Annotated in this window: 12 protein-coding genes and 1 pseudogene; 5 read left to right on the forward strand and 8 right to left on the reverse strand. The window is 58.3% G+C overall.

What is annotated here, in order from left to right; translation table 11 throughout:
• Nucleotides 1–105 precede the first annotated feature (105 nt).
• A complete protein-coding gene (locus tag JQK88_RS37635) occupies nucleotides 106–588 on the forward strand; it encodes a DUF6650 family protein (protein WP_376740480.1) in 483 nt (160 codons plus the stop codon).
• Nucleotides 589–606: 18 nt separating this feature from the next.
• Here the strand turns inward: JQK88_RS37635 and JQK88_RS31765 are convergent, their stop codons facing one another.
• From JQK88_RS31765 to JQK88_RS31775, 3 genes are all read right to left on the reverse strand, one after another.
• Nucleotides 607–2514, reverse strand: coding sequence for a UvrD-helicase domain-containing protein (locus JQK88_RS31765; RefSeq protein WP_203280563.1), 1908 nt, complete (start codon nucleotides 2512–2514; stop codon nucleotides 607–609).
• Nucleotides 2511–4838, reverse strand: a complete 2328-nt coding sequence (locus JQK88_RS31770; protein WP_203280564.1) for an AAA family ATPase — start codon at nucleotides 4836–4838, stop codon at nucleotides 2511–2513. The genes JQK88_RS31765 and JQK88_RS31770 overlap by 4 nt, the downstream gene beginning before the upstream one ends.
• 282 nt (nucleotides 4839–5120) lie before the next feature.
• Nucleotides 5121–5828, reverse strand: coding sequence for a competence protein CoiA family protein (locus JQK88_RS31775; RefSeq protein ID WP_203280565.1), 708 nt, complete (start codon nucleotides 5826–5828; stop codon nucleotides 5121–5123).
• Nucleotides 5829–6413: 585 nt separating this feature from the next.
• On the opposite strand from JQK88_RS31775, the gene JQK88_RS31785 reads away from it, so the two are divergent.
• Entirely contained in the window at nucleotides 6414–7163 is a 750-nt protein-coding gene (locus JQK88_RS31785; protein ID WP_203280567.1) for a restriction endonuclease, read from the forward strand.
• 1163 nt (nucleotides 7164–8326) lie between these two features.
• On the opposite strand, the gene JQK88_RS31790 is transcribed toward JQK88_RS31785, so the two are convergent.
• Nucleotides 8327–8755: a hypothetical protein gene (locus tag JQK88_RS31790; RefSeq protein ID WP_203280568.1), complete on the reverse strand. Its 429-nt coding sequence runs from the start codon at nucleotides 8753–8755 to the stop codon at nucleotides 8327–8329.
• 388 nt (nucleotides 8756–9143) lie between these two features.
• On the opposite strand from JQK88_RS31790, the gene JQK88_RS31795 reads away from it, so the two are divergent.
• Nucleotides 9144–10088 carry a toll/interleukin-1 receptor domain-containing protein gene (locus tag JQK88_RS31795; protein WP_203280569.1) on the forward strand — a complete coding sequence of 315 codons (945 nt, stop codon included), beginning with the start codon at nucleotides 9144–9146 and terminating at the stop codon, nucleotides 10086–10088.
• A 726-nt stretch (nucleotides 10089–10814) separates the two neighbouring features.
• Here JQK88_RS31795 and JQK88_RS31800 read toward each other — a convergent pair.
• The 3 genes from JQK88_RS31800 to JQK88_RS31810 are packed head-to-tail and all read right to left on the reverse strand — an operon-like array spanning nucleotide 10815 to nucleotide 12891.
• A complete protein-coding gene (locus tag JQK88_RS31800; protein ID WP_203280570.1) occupies nucleotides 10815–11321 on the reverse strand; it encodes a hypothetical protein in 507 nt (168 codons plus the stop codon).
• A complete protein-coding gene (locus JQK88_RS31805; RefSeq protein WP_203280571.1) occupies nucleotides 11294–11779 on the reverse strand; it encodes a hypothetical protein in 486 nt (161 codons plus the stop codon). The genes JQK88_RS31800 and JQK88_RS31805 overlap by 28 nt, the downstream gene beginning before the upstream one ends.
• Entirely contained in the window at nucleotides 11755–12891 is a 1137-nt protein-coding gene (locus JQK88_RS31810) for a ParB/RepB/Spo0J family partition protein (protein WP_203280572.1), read from the reverse strand. The genes JQK88_RS31805 and JQK88_RS31810 overlap by 25 nt, the downstream gene beginning before the upstream one ends.
• A gap of 812 nt (nucleotides 12892–13703) precedes the next feature.
• Here JQK88_RS31810 and JQK88_RS31815 point away from each other — a divergent pair.
• Together JQK88_RS31815 and JQK88_RS31820 are read left to right on the forward strand one after the other, a co-directional pair.
• A complete protein-coding gene (locus tag JQK88_RS31815) occupies nucleotides 13704–14441 on the forward strand; it encodes an antitoxin Xre/MbcA/ParS-like domain-containing protein (protein ID WP_203280573.1) in 738 nt (245 codons plus the stop codon).
• Between the two features lie 367 nt (nucleotides 14442–14808).
• Nucleotides 14809–15963 (forward strand): porin, encoded by a 1155-nt coding sequence (locus JQK88_RS31820; protein ID WP_203280574.1) that lies wholly within the window; start codon nucleotides 14809–14811, stop codon nucleotides 15961–15963.
• Between the two features lie 121 nt (nucleotides 15964–16084).
• Here the strand turns inward: JQK88_RS31820 and JQK88_RS31825 are convergent.
• Nucleotides 16085–16511 (reverse strand): annotated as a pseudogene (locus JQK88_RS31825) (hypothetical protein).
• Between the last annotated feature and the right edge of the window lie 274 nt (nucleotides 16512–16785).

Genomic DNA, 16785 nt, shown 5'->3' on the forward strand with positions numbered 1-16785 from the left:
AACCGGCTCCGACGCTGCGCTCATTGCAGGCTTCGCGTCTGCGCCGGTTGCTCAACCCGCGCCATACGGCGTAACAGAAACGGCCGAGGCTCTAATCGCCACTGGATGAAACTTCAGTGGCAGGTCAGGGAGCAGGTCAGAGGTAGTGCGTTAGGTTTTGGCGCATCGTGGGACATCTCAAACGCTGAGCGGGACGAAGTTCGGAAACTTCTAGCTTTCCTAGAAGATCGCCGCGTTCTCTACGTCCCTCAAAATCTTGAGGTTCCTGGCGAGGTTGAGCGCTCGGTTCAGGAAATTAGAAAGCGCTGCACCGATGCATTAGGCATAGTCTCGGAGCGGTCGCCGAGTTTGACCGCCATCAGATCGATCCGAGCTGCCTGCCGTCGATTTTTGGAGGAGCCGCACGCCGACTTCCGAAACTATCAACCTCGAGATCATGGCCGGTTTCCAGATCAATTGGGCTTCTTCACGGCGCTAGGGGAGCTTCGAACGCGCGTTGGCATTCAAATTGCGGATCTCGCATCATCATACGAGATTGAAATAGAGCCCGAGCTTGCGACGATCCTACCTCCCGATGACACCGACTGATAGCGGCTTCGCCCCGCGCTAATCTGGAAGCACAAGCATTACTTCACCTGCATCGAACCAGCGGTTAGCTAACACGTGCGCCCTCACCGCGGCCGGGTTTTCTGTGTAGGCAACCAAGGCCAAACTCCTCTTTGCGCGGCTGCATGTTACGTAAAAAAGGCGTCGCGTTCGCTCGATAGAATTGTCTTTACCCTCCTGCTGGCTCTTGAGGTCGCCGGGCGTGGGAGCCTTGGCGCCGAGCAGCTTTTCGTAGCCAAACATGAAGCCCCGTGCTTCGCTGTCGTCCATTAGGACCATGACGCGATCAAATTCGAGCCCCTTCACGCCTTGGTGCGTGTCGTAAGACGCTTCATGCGCAACATAGGCGGCGTACGGTTCTATCATTGAGAATGGGCACTCAAGGAACTCCAGCAGCGCCGCCATATCCTCACTTGGCGGGTCGGCCCTCTCGTCTTCGGCCTTCACACTCTCCGATTCCGACGAGGCCATTCGCACCGCGAGCACCGCCTTGAGCCTTTCGGGTATGTCGAAAAGTTTCGTCTCGGCTATGCTCTCCAGCACCTGGCCACAGGAGGGCACGCCAGCCTCCCATAACCCCATAAGGTGGTTGATTGCTGTCTGAGCTGCAGCCAACTGATCCGCCGGTTTTTGCGACGCCTTTAAGCTGTCCTTGCTGAGCAAAGGCGACAGTTCCCTTAAGACTCTGGTTGCTGCAAACTTGTCTCTCTTTTTTTGAGCATTGACCAACGGCAGCACGCAGTGGGTGAAGAGGCGGGCGGGACCGAAAGTGCCGTCCAGGAAGCTGGTGCGAAACTCTTCGACTGATGCTAATGCCTCGAACATCCTCTCGAACCCCATCCGGCGCGCAGCCATGTGGTGTTCGAGCGTCAAGATTTTGCAATCATCAATGCGTTTCCAAAGCGGATCGCTGGTGATCTCTGCCATGTATTCCCGGATACGCTGCTCCAGCGCGGGTTTGTCGTCGGTGCCTGTGGGGAATACGAAGAGGCGAGCCCACCCCTCGATCGCGTCGTCACGAGGCTCCTGGGTATGCACGTCCGCTGACGAGCGGATCTGGTTGATCAAACGAACGACACGCTTCGGACTACGATGATTGAGTTTTTTTTCTGGGACTGCCCAGCCCGCGGGGATTTCATCCTCGATGCGGTCCTTTCCGTCAGCGTAGATGCGCTGCATGGTGTCGCCGATCAACCCAAGACTGAAACGCTCTTTGTGCGCCTGCTGAACGCTGAGTAGCGCATCTACCAGCGCGCCGTGGGTATCTTGGCTCTCGTCAATAAAGAGGAAAGGGAATTTTTCGACGAGAAGCCGTTGCATAAGCGGCTTGGTATGGAGGAACGACGAGAAAATTTTGATCACTTCGCTGTGGTTCAGCGCGTTTCGTTCTCGATTGTCGCCGTTGGGATTATAGGTGAATGTTTTGATCTGATCCAAACGATCCAAGCGATGACCTTTGGACTCGATCTGCGCGAGGCGGGATATGGACGCTTTTGTGCCGGGCCGGCCTTTCGTTTCCCCTTCCTGAAGTTCACGGATTTGGCGCTGGAGCGCATCACGCAGCCATACTCGTATATCGCTGTTTAGGCCTTGGATCTGCTGCCAAGCAAAACTATGGATGGTCCGGACAACCAAGAGAGCGTCGTATTCCGTTCGCCGGATGATCTCGTCACAGGCAGCGTTCGTGTATGTGATGACCGCGACCTGTCGGCCACGCAGGCGAAGCTTTTCGCGGAAATTTTCGCGAATATGTTGGAGCGCGTTCACCAGCGTCCGGGTTTTGCCGGAACCAGCCCCGGCAAACAGGAAAAAGCTCTTGGGATCGTCCAGCCGAAGGGCATCGGCAATCGTCCCATCAACATGATCGTCCATGTTCATGTTGGAGTTGGATTGTACCAGCTCTGTCATGCCGCCACTCCGGCAAGTTCATTCACCGCTGCTGGAAGGGGATTTTCGAGCACTTTCACGATGCCGAGTTCGAGCTGCTTGTGTTCAAGCTGTTCGGCTAGCCATAGAAGCCCAACACGGATGTAAGGTGGTGGAGCGAGGGCGATTGGGTTCTCAATCTCAAGCAGGTCTAACGCGAATTCCGCCTTGTTCCCTTCCTTCAAATGCTCTTTCAGGGCTACCGCCAATGCAGCACTATCTGCGCTGTCGGTGATGGCTTTGCGGAATTTTGCAATGAGACCTGTGCCGTCGAGGCCAGCGAAGAGGGGCAAGTTCGCATAGACGATCGAATCTTCAAGCGTATAGGCCAGTGCTTCTGCCGCTGTGCCTTTGAAGGTGATTTGCACCGGACTCTGGTAAGCCACGCAAACCGCGAAGCGCTCATCGGTGTAGGTCAGAATCTTGTCCGCGTCAGGCTTGTCCAGAAGCTCATCGAGGAGAGTGGCAACCGGACACCAGGTTCGCAGGGTCTGATTGCGGGAGGTAAAGTTCTGGCCCCTAACCGGTACTGCGACCTTTCCGTCAGCATCGCATGAGTCGAGATCTGTGATGATAAGGGTTGTCAGGCCAATTCGCTCGACCAGTGCCTTCATGCGGTGGGCGTGGCTTCCGCCGATTTCAAGCCAGGTGATGTAGCTCTCAGACAGCTTGGCGAATTCAGCATGCTCGTTCACAAAATGAGGAACGAGAATGCGTTCGGCTGGCCCCTCGATGAAAATGGCCGCATCGGCAAAGAGGAGATCGCAGTGCGTCACCTTAAGGTAGCGGGTGACGAAACGTTTTGTGTCAGGATCGCCGCCGAACGCATCGTTGAGGTTCAGGACGCATGAGGTCGGAATACTCGTTGCATTGCCCGGTAGACGCCGGAAATACCGGAGCGAGTCAAACTCGCATTCGTGCGCGATGTGGCTTGAATGTGTACTTACCACCATCTGGGTGCGGAAGGGTTCTTTGGCTCCGAGTTCGTCGTGATTGCGGAGAATCTTGTACGCTTGGCGGATGAAGACCTGCTGGACCTGCGTATGGAGGTGCACCTCGGGTTCTTCGATGAGGACCAAGTGCAGGGGCGCGATAACCGTTCCATCCCCCGCCTTTGCCTTCGCTTTGCCGACTTTCATCCAGCTGTCGCGAAACGCCATTAAGCGAAAAACCATCGATATGAGATTTTGATATCCGAGACCGTTTGATTCTTCCGGCAGATGAAGATTGACGTGTTTCTCTCCATCATGGACCGCGATCTCGAAACGCACTGCGGCCTCATGATTAAGCCCCTCCACCGGGCGCAATCGTGTGGAGATATTCAACCTTGGATCAGTTACCCCCGGATATCCTAGTGTATGCATTTCCTTGAGTGGACTTTCAAACCCGTCGGTCAGGCGACCGTCAAAAGCTTGCTGGGCCTGCTCGATCGCCCTTAGCGCGTGCAGGTCTTTCGCGTCCGGTTTTTCATACGGATCAAGGTGGTGAGCGTAATACTGGCGCAGCTGGGAGGACAGCTTTCGAGAACCGGAAGCTGTAGCAGCCTTGTCATCCTCAAAACCGTCGTCACCGTTTCCGAAGCCCCTCTGAGCACTGATCTCGTCGATGCGAATGAGCCCCTTGAAGGGATCTCCTTCGATTGGCTCATTGCCGTTAAGTTGCTGAGGCTGGGCTACCCCGTGCACCGGATCTGCGATGGCCTCCGGATCCAACACGTAATATCTATGGGTGAAATAGCTTGTAAGCCGCCGTTGGAGAAAATCGACCAAGTTTTCAGGCCACAGCTTAACCTCGAACGCGGGCCCGGCCGCCCCCTCTTCCCCGGCAAGTGCGGCAGCAGCCTTCTGGAGCGATAACACTTCCCCGCGAGCCGACACGTAATCCATCTGCAGCTGCTTGGCATCGCTCGGCTCATAACGGACGCGAACGCCCAAACGGCCAGCGACCCATTCGAGCGTGGGCAGGAGCGGTTGCACGTAGTGCAGCTCGGTCTCGGGGACATCGAGCCAGATATCCACTGATGGCAGCACCGTACCCCAATCCGGGTCAGGCATCGGCTCCTGTGCCACCAGTGCCTGCTCCCAAGCCAACCCCATCGTATTGATGGTGGGCCAATGGCTCAGAGTGAAGTCGTTGAATGCGAAATTATTCTTTTCCCGCTGAACGAGAAAGTACCGAAGCGCCGTAATTGCCGATGTTTTCCCGCTGTTGTTAGCTCCGACAAAGACTGTTGTTTTCTTCGATAGACCAACTCGCGTTGAAATCAACTTCCGGAAATTTGAAACTTCTACAAATTCGATGTGCATGGCTGTCCCCCTCCAGCCTTTATATAGCAAATTACACGTGCAGCGGAACCTCTTCCGCGATCTTCCCACCGATTTTGAGTCAGAAAAGGAATAGTATTTTTAGGCTCCAATTCAATCTCGGCCTACCCCGGACTTCGCTATCGCCCGACCAGCATTCAGCACATTCGGTCAGTGCGGGCTGCGCTCTGCCCGCACACTGCGGAAAACTGAATACTTCATCAAGGCAAGCTTATGGCCGGCGCTATGGCAACCTTCGTGCGTCAGACCAGGAACGAGCATCAATCAACCGATACTGTAGGCGCGTTCCAATGCCAGTCTGGCAGCTGCCAGATAGGATATCCGTGCAGCATGCCGGCGATAGCTTCTGTCAGCGCCATCCGCTTTATGTGCCGGCCTCTGCCGAACCTGAACGGTGGCAAAACATCGGGGGTAAGTGTCCTTTCCGGCAAGTTCTATGGCAAAGGGCACTAACTCCTCGCAATCGCATAAGACCTCGCCGGTCTCACGGCGGTACTGGCTGTTTTTGTAACTGAGGGCCTTTGTCGAACGCAAGGCTACCGGCCTCTCGGACATGATCCAACAACACCTGACACCAGAGCGCCGATAGCGCTGCGTCCTGGTCAGGAAATCGTCCAAGTGCTGGCTTGAGAGTTGAATCTCGAATGCGACCCGCCTGCCGTCAGCCGGAAAAACCAGCACGTCTGCTATCCATTCGGCGCCTGCTCCGTCTGTTCCCCAGGCCTCAAGTTCCGCCCGAAAGCCCATAGCCCGCACAGCCTTGACCACATCGATCTTCAGGCGAGTGTGTGCGTAGCTCTCCGGGACGGGAAGCTGACCTGTAAATCCAGGAGCGTGCGCGAAGAATCGGAGGCCCCGGATTGATGTTTTGGGCACAGCCGGCCACGCCGTGCGCGGCATTAGCCATGTCCCGAGCGGCGCATTGCAAATACTCAGCCAAGCGGCATCGGAGGCCGAGAACGCTTCGGCCATGTCCCCTGTTGCCGCGTTGTACGCGATCTGCCCCAATTATCCGAACCCTCTCACGTAATCATGTCGTTGAGTCTTTATACTACCACCGCCAAATGCCACTGCGGCGCGGTAGATCAATCGTCTTTGAGCAGACTGCGGTCAGATCCTCGTCACTTGGCATACTTCCATGAAGGAGGATCGCTTGTAGCGCATCTCGCAGAAGCAACCACGACCAGGCGGCGGACGACCAATTCCGGTCGGGTGTCGCGACGGCGGACCTGGGCCATGCGTTCGCTGCGTTGCAACGGGCTGAGGGTATCCAAGCGCCACTATCCTGATTCGCTGTGGTGAGATTGGCCTCAACCGTTGAAGAATTGCAAAGGCGGCTTTGCGGTCTCAGCCCATCAGCGCCACTCGCTGATCTTTGGCAGCGCCGCCCGATCAAGGAGGATAGATGGGCTCTACCTCTTCGGGTGCGCACAGCACCACAACTCCTGTCGACCGTCGGCGAATTCTTCGATTCTTTTCCAGCTAGTCGTCCCGCACGTCGGGTAGTGTAGCATGATCACCACTGCACGGTGACATGCGTTTCGGGGAGCGATCACGATGAAGGACATATGGGAGGACTGGAAACGCTACGAGCGTTTGGTCGCTCGGTTGATGGCCGACCAGTTATCAACGGAATTATGCGTGACTCCGAACGCTTCGATCCTGGGTGCCATCACGGGTATCAAGCGACAGATCGACGTTCTGATCGAAGCGCGGCACGACACCGACAACAGCCGGCGGATTATCGTCGACGCCAAGCGGCGGAAGCGCAAGATCGACGTAAAGGACGTAGAGACCTTCAGGGGGATGATGGAAGACGTAGGGGCCACCCATGGCATTCTCGTTTGTCCTCACGGACATACGCCAGCGGCGGAGAAGCGCGCCCAGACGGCAGTAAGCATCCGCTTGCTGCCGCTCGACCGTCTTGAGGATTTCGATCCGACAACTTGGCCACGCTGCTCTCGTCCCAGATGCAAGAACGGACGCGTTTTCTGGGACGGTTATCCGGAGGTCTCACTTGGCCTTCTGGCGCTCGACGGCACCCCGACGCGACTCGCGTTCGTGCATAGCGTCGGCAAGTGCGATCGTTGCGGAGTCTTCCATGTGTCCTGCACAACCTGCCGTCAGATCCTCTGTATTCCCGAGGACGACGAAACCAACGTAGGCCATCAGTGCCCATGCCGACTGCCGTGGTTCTGGCTCGCGTCAATCGAGAAGGATGAGCGAGGCGCGCAGTCCGCCGAACTTCATCTTGTGATGGGCCATGGCAAATTCCGGACGGTGAACCGCCGATCTCTAACGGGGTGATTGAGCGCGCGATGCGAGATGTCGGCAACGATCAGACGGCAAGCCGAGAGACAAAGAAACCCGATCGTCTACCAAGCAGTTCGACTGCTTCGCACAGAGTGCACCGAAATGTCCGGTAAGATTCTGGCGCAAACCCGAGTTCGAATGTAGTCGCTGGTGCATCGCGCTCTGCAGCCCTGGAGTGGTTGCCCCGCGCCGGTGTTGAAGCTGGCCGGGAAGCGTTCCAGAATTCAGCTCGACGCCTGGCCCGAGCGAGATTGTCCAAGGTAAAGCTCCTGCTGCCCCAAGCGAAACCTTGACTGGCAGACTTGCGAGACTTTCTGCTATGTTCGGGCGCGTTCCCTCAACGGGGAGAAGGGGCTTGGACAGGGCTCGACACGACAACCACTCAGATCAACGGCGGGTGCGCTCGTGGGTGGCCGACTAGCGCACATTTCCCTACTGTGTTTTCTGATTTTCGGACCAATGCGCCGCTGGCGAGTAGTCGCGTTCTATGTACTGACCGATCGAGCGCTGGTAGGCGACGATACGGGGCAAGCTTGGGAGACTACGGCTATTCCCTGGCTTCCGGGGTAGCACGAAGGGAGGGCCAAGGGCGCCCTCGCCTGGCCTCAGCCCGGTTCGACACCAGGCCTGAGGACATTCCGGACGCAAAACCCGGGGCGTCTCTGTCTAACACGACAGCGCGACCGCCTCTGCCATAAGGTCGGCTTGGCTATGCGTTCCTAGCCGTTTTCGTGCCGCGCCACCACGGCGTTGAGATTGGCAGCGGCGACCTGAGCCAATAGGTCAGGCAAGGCAGCCCAATGGCTGCGCCAATCGCCACGACTAGGGGGGCGCCCGGTAACCGCCGGCTCCAACGTTCCACGGCTTCATTCCAGCCTATCAGCTCAATAAGGAGACCCTGCCCAACATACCGGTCTCTGAAAAAGCGATCCCGCTATCCGATGCTGTAATATTTGACAAAACATCGATTTTCCCGAAGTATTCACCTCGGAAGGAGGACCAATGCCCCAACTGGTCATCGAATACTTTTTACAAATAGAAGCTAGACTTGTCGGCACAACTCCTGCACTATTTACCGGAATGCAGACTTTGTTTTACTTACCGCTCTTGCACTTCACAAGGTAAGTATATGAAAATGGCGCCCTCTGCGCCCTTTTTTAATATCCATTTTGAACCAAGGCGGTCATACACAGAGCTCCAGCCAGCATGCACAGCAAAGAGCACGTCACGACGAACACGGCTCCGTAGCCCCCAAAGGTCTTATTCAGGGCATCGGCAAACGGACCCTCTTTGGAAATCGCCTCTCTGTGATCTCTCCAGCTCTTAAAGCTGTAGATTACAAGCAAAATCGTTGAACCCAAGACCAAGAAAAATGACAGACCGAAGAACCTGATGGAGTAAGTGAGAAGCCAACCCGTCTTTACAGCGTTTCTACCAAAGTCTGTAGTGGCCATGTAGAGTCCCGCAAAGAAGGCAAGCCCACTAAAAATGGCCAACACGGCCATGAACGTGACCGACAGCTTTACCACCAAAGCACTGTGGTGGGCGGCCGATATCGAATTCGCGTGAAAGTCTCCGTGGCTCATGACGCACCTCTCAATCTAACAGCCAAACCGACACGCTACGCGCGCAGGACTAAGGACAATTGCAAGATTTTGGGGAACGTGAGCGGCACGTTATCCGGCTGCTTATTTTATCGTCGCTGCTTTTTTGTTTGCGCATTCGCAAACGCCCCGGACACTGTTTGCCACTCGCAGCGACATTTCTAGCCAGATAGCCAACAATAAGGCGCTGGCTGCCCCTTGGGCAATGTCGGTTTTGCATAGTGGCTATGCGTGCCGTGCATGACTGGCCAAAATAGCGATACCTTGGTCTCGCGAAACCCTGAGGGTTACTCTATCTCTTGCAAATTATTGTTGCGCTGGCGTTAGGCCAAGTCCAGAAGCGTACATGGGACCGGGGAGAGCATTCGAAGTGGCAAAACTATTTTTTTCATACTTGCACAAGGATGAGGAGCTTCGAAACCGGCTGGAGGTTGCGCTGACGATGCTCCAGCGCCAAGGCCTAATAGACACGTGGCATGATCGACGTATCGCTGCCGGGGACGAGTTCAGCAAGGAGATCGACCGTCATCTCGAGGAAGCCGATGTTATCTTGTTACTGGTTAGTCCGGACTTCCTAGCCTCAGACTACTGCTACGACATTGAGATGGGCCGAGCAATGGAGCGTCATCGTGCAGGCGACGCGCGGGTCATTCCGGTTATTCTGAGGCACTGCGACTGGCATGCCGCCCCGTTCGGCAAGCTGCTCGCGACACCGACCGACGGCAAGCCTATCAAAAGCTATGCTGACATTGATGAAGCTTTCCAGAACGTGACGGTCGCCATCCGCAAAGCGCTTGAGGCGGCAAAACCTGCTGTGATCAAGGCTGCGCCCGCAGTCAATGCGCCCGCTGCAGCGTCTCCCACCCCTTCGCAAGGCCCGCGTTCCAGCAATCTTAGTCTCCCAAAGGTCTTCACTGACCGTGACCGTGATCGGTTCCTGGAGGAGAGCTTCGAGTACATCTTGAGCTATTTCAGAAACTCGCTTGACGAGCTGAAAGCCCGTAACGACGGCATCGACACCAGCTTTCGCACCATCGATCAGAACAAGTTCTCCGCAGCCGTCTATCGAGCCGGGAAGGAGTTGTCGCGCTGCACGATCTCTCTTGGCAGCGTCATGGGAAAGGGCATCGCCTATTCAAATTCTGACCATGGCAATAGTTTCAATGAACAGTTGAGCGTCGACAATGACAACCAAGGGCTTTTTCTGAAAAGCCTTGGCATGGCGTCGGCTCTTGGCGCCAACCGGGATGCCAAACTCACGCAGGAAGGCGGTGCTGAGCTTCTTTGGGGCATTCTGATCCGCAATCTCCAATGATCAGAGCCCGTGGCTTCACTCACGTGTCTAACCGCGCAAATCATGGGTGAGAAACAAGCTATAGCTCGCTGAGAGCCAGTACAGACGGCAACTGCCTTGAAAGTTAGCTTGAGTACCGGGAATTTGCGGGGAGCGCGAGGGGCGGGCCAGGGGCGCCCTCGCCTGGCCTCGGCCGGTTCGACACCGGCCGAGGCGTACCGTGGCACCCTTGGCCATGCCGGCTTCAAGCACGTAACGCGTTATCCCAATATTCCGACCCGAGATGGCGCTGGCCAGTTCCAGTAAGGGGACCAACAAATGTCGACGAAACTGAACGGCTCTGATGGAAGACCTATACTTATCCCAGATGGGTGGACAGGGCTTCAAGGCAAGGACGGTCGAATGGTGCCGATTCCACCTTGCGGCCTCGGGCTGCAGGGGCGTGATGGTCGCATGGTAGCCATCCCCGCAGGTGCGCTCGGCATGCAGGGTAGAGATGGTCGCATGGTTGCCATTCCCAAAGGAGCGCTGGGGTTACAAGGTAAAGATGGGCGAATGACGGCAATACCGTCCGGTGCCTTGGGCTTGCAGGGCAGAGACGGTCGCATGGTGGCGATTCCAAAAGGCTGCTTGGGCCTTCAAGGCCCAGACGGGCGCATGGTTGCCATTCACCCTGGCAAGCTGGGCGTCCCGGATGCGCAGGGCAGAATGAGGAACAAATGAAGCCGCTACGCCGCGCTTCGCCAATCAGCTGGGCGGGCGGGGAGCGCGAGGGGCGGGCCAGGGGCGCCCTCGCATGGCCTCGGCCGGTTCGACACCGGCCTGAGGACATTCCGGACGCAAAAACCCGGGGCATCGCTGCCCCGGGCTTAAGTATCTGGCTTTTATTCGGCGGCGATCGCCATCATCAGGACCTTCGGCATCGGACCGGACCGGCATCCGCAGCGGTGCGGGAAGCCAGCCTTTGCCGTCCAGTTCCTTCTCGGCCTGCAAGACGCCTTCGGGTTTGGGGCCGCGTTCGACGGCTTTCGCGGCATCGTCCGCGCACCCGGCCTCGCGCATCACACTAGCGATGTCGGCTTTTGACAGCCGCGAGAGGAACGCCGCTTCCGGTGTCCACCACAGACCCATGTCCAGCCCGACCGCCTCTGCCATCAGGTCGGCTTGGGCTATGCGCTCCTTGCCGGTTTCGTGGCGGGCCACCACGGCGTTGAGATTGGCGGCAGTCACCACCGCCAACAGGTCGAGGAGCACAGTTTGTGCGCCACCAGCCACGGCCACAGGTCGGCGGGGTTTCCGGGCACGCGGTCTGCCCAGCCTTCCATGACTTCGTTCCACCCCGTCAACGCACGGCAGGCGTCCGGCTCCTTGATGGAGGGCGCAAGGTTTCGGCGCTGGCCGGTGACCTCCACGGCTGGATCGATACGTCCGTAGTAATCGTAAAAGACTCGGCTCACCAGCGCATGCACGATGCCAACCAGCGCAACATCGGGACGGTTTGAGAGCTCGACGCGCAGCGCTGCCGTGCGAATGGCCGTCAATTCCTCGGTCAGGGCTGCCGATATGCCCACGGCTTCCTCGTCGGGGCTTTCCTTCTCCCCGGCTTCGCTGGCCTCGTCGCCTTCGTTCTGGCCCTCATCTTCGCCGCCGCTCTGCAACGCAGCGAGCGCCTTGCGGTCTTCGGCCTTCACCAGTCCCGTCGTGACCTGCAACGTGCCGCCATGAGAGATACCCACGACACTGCCCGCCAGCGCCATCTCACCTGCATCGAAGGCTTCCGCCGCGTTCTTGATGGCCTCGATGCGGCTTTCCAGCGCCTGCAACTTGCCTCGTCGGCCCCGATTTGCGGGTCGCCTTCGGCGTACGCGTCAACAGCCTCGGCCAGTTTGTCGTACTCCAAGCCTAGCGCCGACAGTTGCTCCTGTTCGGCTTCGGTCGGGTCGCGCCGCACCGCATGGATGCGCCCGAACCCCCCACTGTGGATGAACGTGTTGTCTTCCACCCATTTCCAACCCTGCATCCGCAACCCGTCGGCTACCGCCTCAAGCCGCTCGCTGGCAAGTTTCACCAGCAAGGGCCGGTCGGTCAGGAAAGTCTGCCCATCCTCGGCGAACAGGTCGCGAAGCACAGCGCCCCCTGCCCCCTCATAAGCTTCGATGCCGACGAAGCGTGCCAGCCGGTCGGTGCCGCACACATGGGCGCTGGTCAGGAAGGAACGGATGTTGGCCGGGTTGCGGCTCCAGCCATCCTGCTCGAACCACGCCGCCTCCTGAGCGGTGTGGTCATCGCTGACGGCAAGGGCCTTGGCCTGCTCAAGCGTCAGTTCACCGGCGCGCATGACGTCAAGAATGCGTGGCGACAGATTGGCTAGTTTCAGGCGCTGGCGAACAGTAACAATGGACTTACCGAAGCGCGCCGCAATGTCCTCGGCCGCCATGCCCTGTTCGACAAGGTCGCGGTAGGCAACGACCTCGTCCACCGGGTGCATTGCCTCCCGCTGGTCGTTCTCGGCCAGCGAAATCTCGGTGTCGCTGCCTTCCTCACGCACGATAGCCCTGACCGGAAAATCCGTGGTCACGGCCACACCCTGCACGGTGCGGCCTTCCTCCAGCAGCAAACGCAAAGCCCCGAGACGCCGCCCTCCGGCGACGACCTCAAACTTGGCTCCCTTCGGGGCCTTACGGGTCACAAGGTTATGGATGAGGCCGTGGGCCTCGATGCTGGCGGCCAGTTCGGCCCTGCCCGCCTCGGAATTGACGCGGCGTACGTTGGCCTTGCTCGGCACCGGCTTGCCGAGCGGGATGGTGATTTCAGCGGTATTCATGGACTTGCTCCTTTGATTGTCGTTTCAGGACAACCCTTTCCCTACGGGTTCAGGTCGCCTGAACCCCTGCCTCGCGGCGAGCAACGGGGAGCGAGGGGGCAAGCCTCGCAGGTGGGGGGGTATCCCCGGTCTGCACGGAGCAAAGCGCAGGAAGATGGGGGAAACCGCCCGCGGCGGCTTGCTGGGAGAGAGGGCCGCGCCCCTCTTTCCCCCAACACAGAGGAAACGTGTCCGCCAGGCACATCCTTATCGGCGTAGCCGTGCCGCGAAGGCGGCCGCAACAAAAAGGGCGTACAAGGCGGAAGCACCGAAATGCCCGCCAGTGGAACCAAGTCAGTTCGGTGCTGGAGAAAGTTCGTGGCCCTGAGACCGGTTCAACAGGGCGGCCGTAGGAGCATCAGCATAGCGCCGCCGCCAGGCAGGATGCGGGACCGACCGCCCCCGGCGAAGGGCGCCACATCGACATCGGGACACCCGCCAATTAGCTCCCGCAGATGTCAGCCATGAGCCAAGCTCCGCGGCCATGCCCGAACCTGCGCCGCGCAGCAAAGCAGCAAGAATGCAATAGTAAAGCTGAGCCGCCCTATTAGGGCATCAAACAACGCCGCCTGTCGTGCATCTGTCATAAAGCGCACCTACACGCAAACTGAGGCGTTCCGTGACTGACATTTCGGGACAGCAATTGGGGTGTAAAAATGCAAGACAGCTGCCTGTCAGGTTGCTGTGTCTATGGTCGCTACCATTTCGTCTTCCTGCTGTAGTCCAATCGGCCGCAGCTGGGGACGAGAGCGCGTGGCCCGCAAGACAGATACATGACCAGATTTCAAAATCCGATGGTTGGGATATCCCACGAAGCCTTGGCAGGCCTGGTAACCGAGGCGGTGCAACAGGCATTGACGCAGCATGGTGTCCTGCTGGACGCCGAGGCCTTGGTTTCAGCCAGTAAGATTGCCGACAGTGTCGCCGCCGTCCTCCCCTTTCTGCCGCAGGCACAGCGGCTCGCGATCGGCTCTTTCAAGGGCGACTTGACTGCGCTCGCCGCCGAATTCTTCCGCACGATGGCAAACAAGATCGCGCACGGCCACCCAGCCGGAGTGGACTGTGCTTCGGAGAGACCGGCGCCGACGGCCGGACCCGGCCAGCCTGCGTTCCAACACGGTGCCGAGGGAGCCGCAGAGCTCCAATCCATGGTGATCGAGGACTGGGCGGGCGAAGTTGCCGGATCGACCTACCTGGAAGAGAAGCTCCGCATCCCGCGCTCGACGCTGCATCGCTGGCAAAGGCGCAATGAGGTCATTGCCTTGCGCAAAGGCGGCCGCAAACATGTGTTCCCGCTGGCCCAGTTCGTAGACGGCAGGCCGGCGCTAGGGATCACTGAGGTGCTGTCCGCCATTCCAAATCCAAGGCTGGCCTGGTTCTGGTTGGCCCGACCTTCGCCCGATCTCGACGGTCGCACTCCCATTGGAATGCTCAAGCAGGACATGGTGCACGAGGTCGTGCTGGCTGCGCGCGACTTTTCATCGGCCGGCAGTATCAACTCTCCATTTTGACTTTCTGGTTTTCAAATCGATTAGTTTGCAATTGTAATACCTTCTAATTTTATAAGTAACGTCTCCTAGCAGGCAGTCCTAGTGCGAATCACCTTGTGCTAGACTCACGTTTCGTTTGTGCCTCCCGTGCAATCTGTGCCAGATTTAAGCACATATGCGTGATATTTAGGCAACAATACTTCTCTAAGAGTCAAAGAGCCGCTTTCCAGTCTCAATCTCCGTTTGTGCACTGCAGCGAATTCGGCCATGTCGAGCGCGAAGAAGCGGCGCCAGTGCGCCACTTTTTCAACGATGAGGACGGGGTGGCAGGAAAGCCCAAGAGACCTGCCGAAGCCTGTCTTGAACCTTTGACTGGAGATTCAAGAAAATGAACATCAAGAGCCTCCTTCTCGGCTCAGCCGCGGCCCTGATCGCGGTCAGCGGCGCGCGGGCCGCCGACGCTGTCGTCGTCGCCGAACCGGAACCGGCCGAATACGTCAAGATCTGCGACGTCTACGGCGCCGGCTACTTCTACATCCCGGGCACCGAGACCTGCCTGCGCATCGGCGGCTATGTCCGCTATGACGCCGGCGTCGGCGACATCGGCACATTCGATGGCGCTAAGACCACCGACGTACAAGACGGCAGCGAGAACAGCACCTGGTACAAGAACACCCGCTTCACGCTGAAGACCTGGACCGGCCAGGAAACCGAGCTCGGCATCTTGAAAACCTACACCGAAACGCGCTTTAATTTCGGTGTCAAAAACCTCGTCACCGCGGGCGGTGACGTCGACAGCAATCCTGCCGCCAACAAGGCGGTCGACCTGCATTTCGCGTGGATCCAGCTCGGTGGCCTGCGCGTCGGTAAGGATGAGACGCCCTATGACCAGTTCATCGGCTATGCCGGCAACGTCATCCAGGACACCATTATCCCGTACGGTATCAAGGATACCAACGTCGTCAGCTACTACTTCGACGCTGGCAGCGGCTTCTCGGGCGTCGTCTCGCTTGAAGAAGGCTCCGGTGCCAACACGATCGACAGCTATGTTCCGCATGTCGTCGGCGGCTTGAAGTACAAGGCCGACTGGGGTGCGGTCACCGGCGTCGTCGCCTATGACAGCAACTACGAGGAAGTGGCCGGCAAGGTTCGGTTGGACGTCAACGTCACCAAGGAACTGTCGCTGTTCGTCATGGGCGGTTACGGCACCGACGACAACCTCACGGACCCCAGCAACTCCATCAACGCTCATGGCCGCGGTTTCTACAAGCCGTGGGGCGGCAACTGGGCTGTCTGGGGCGGCGGCACCTACAAGTTCAACGAGAAGACGGCGTTCAATCTCCAGGCTTCGGCTGACGACGACAAGAACTACGCTCTTGCGGCGAACATCGCCTACACCATCGTCCCGGGCTTCACTGTCACGACCGAAGTTGACTGGGATCACTTCGGCCACTTCGACGACGGCACTCCGTTCGGCAATTTCACCAAGGCCGACAAGAAGGACAGCGTTGGCGGCATCGTCCGTTTCCAGCGCTCGTTCTGATCCAGCCCACCCCCGCCGATCATAACGGAAAGGCCCGCGACGTCGTCGCGGGCCTTTTGTTTCTGACGAAAGCTGCGGTAGCGACGGGGGATTCGGCTTCCCGCGAGGTGAGAAGCAGCGCTCATCCGGCTTGTGCAAAGTGACCCGAGCTACGAAGCTTCGCGAGCAGGATGATGGCTGCTCCACGGTGGTCGCTCCTCGCTTGCTCACTTAGCGGAGTCGCATACCAAGCAGCCAATTCCGCCACCAAAAGGGCGGTGTCCCCGTTGATCGAGGCACATCTCAGTTGTCCGCTTTTCCATCACAATTATCGCTGTGCCGGTTTCGGCATATCCAATCGCAGCCATCCGCTGAACGCAGATATCGCCGTCGACACGTACGTCGAATAGAACCGATCCTGCGGTTTTCTCCGCGGCGTCAGCCACGCGATCACCGAACGGTTGATGTATGCCCTCGCGATCGCCGAGTGACTGCTCAAACAACGCCAATTCAACATGCTCGGCTACCCTGGCTGCGAGGGGTGCGCGCCGGCTGGCGCAAGCGGCAATAGCCAAGGCTGATTATCCACACTTCAGCCGCCACCCCGCAGCCGATGCGACGTCGCAGTCGCACTGTTCGCCGGCGCTACTTTCTCGTGTCCGCCTCGTGCTCAAGTCCTTTGCTGCCGGACTTTTTCCCGCGATCCTCTTTGTCTTCGCTAGCTAAGTAGCTGAAGTTAAATTTCGAGCGTTTCGGCTTGCCGGAAATTGGGGTCTCCGAGGATAGACCCGCATGGCTTTTGGGTGCTGTAAGGAAGACTAATGCGTGGACGTAGATTGATTA

It is taken from the genome of Mesorhizobium caraganae (genome assembly GCF_016836705.1).
GTDB classification, from domain to species: domain Bacteria; phylum Pseudomonadota; class Alphaproteobacteria; order Rhizobiales; family Rhizobiaceae; genus Mesorhizobium; species Mesorhizobium caraganae.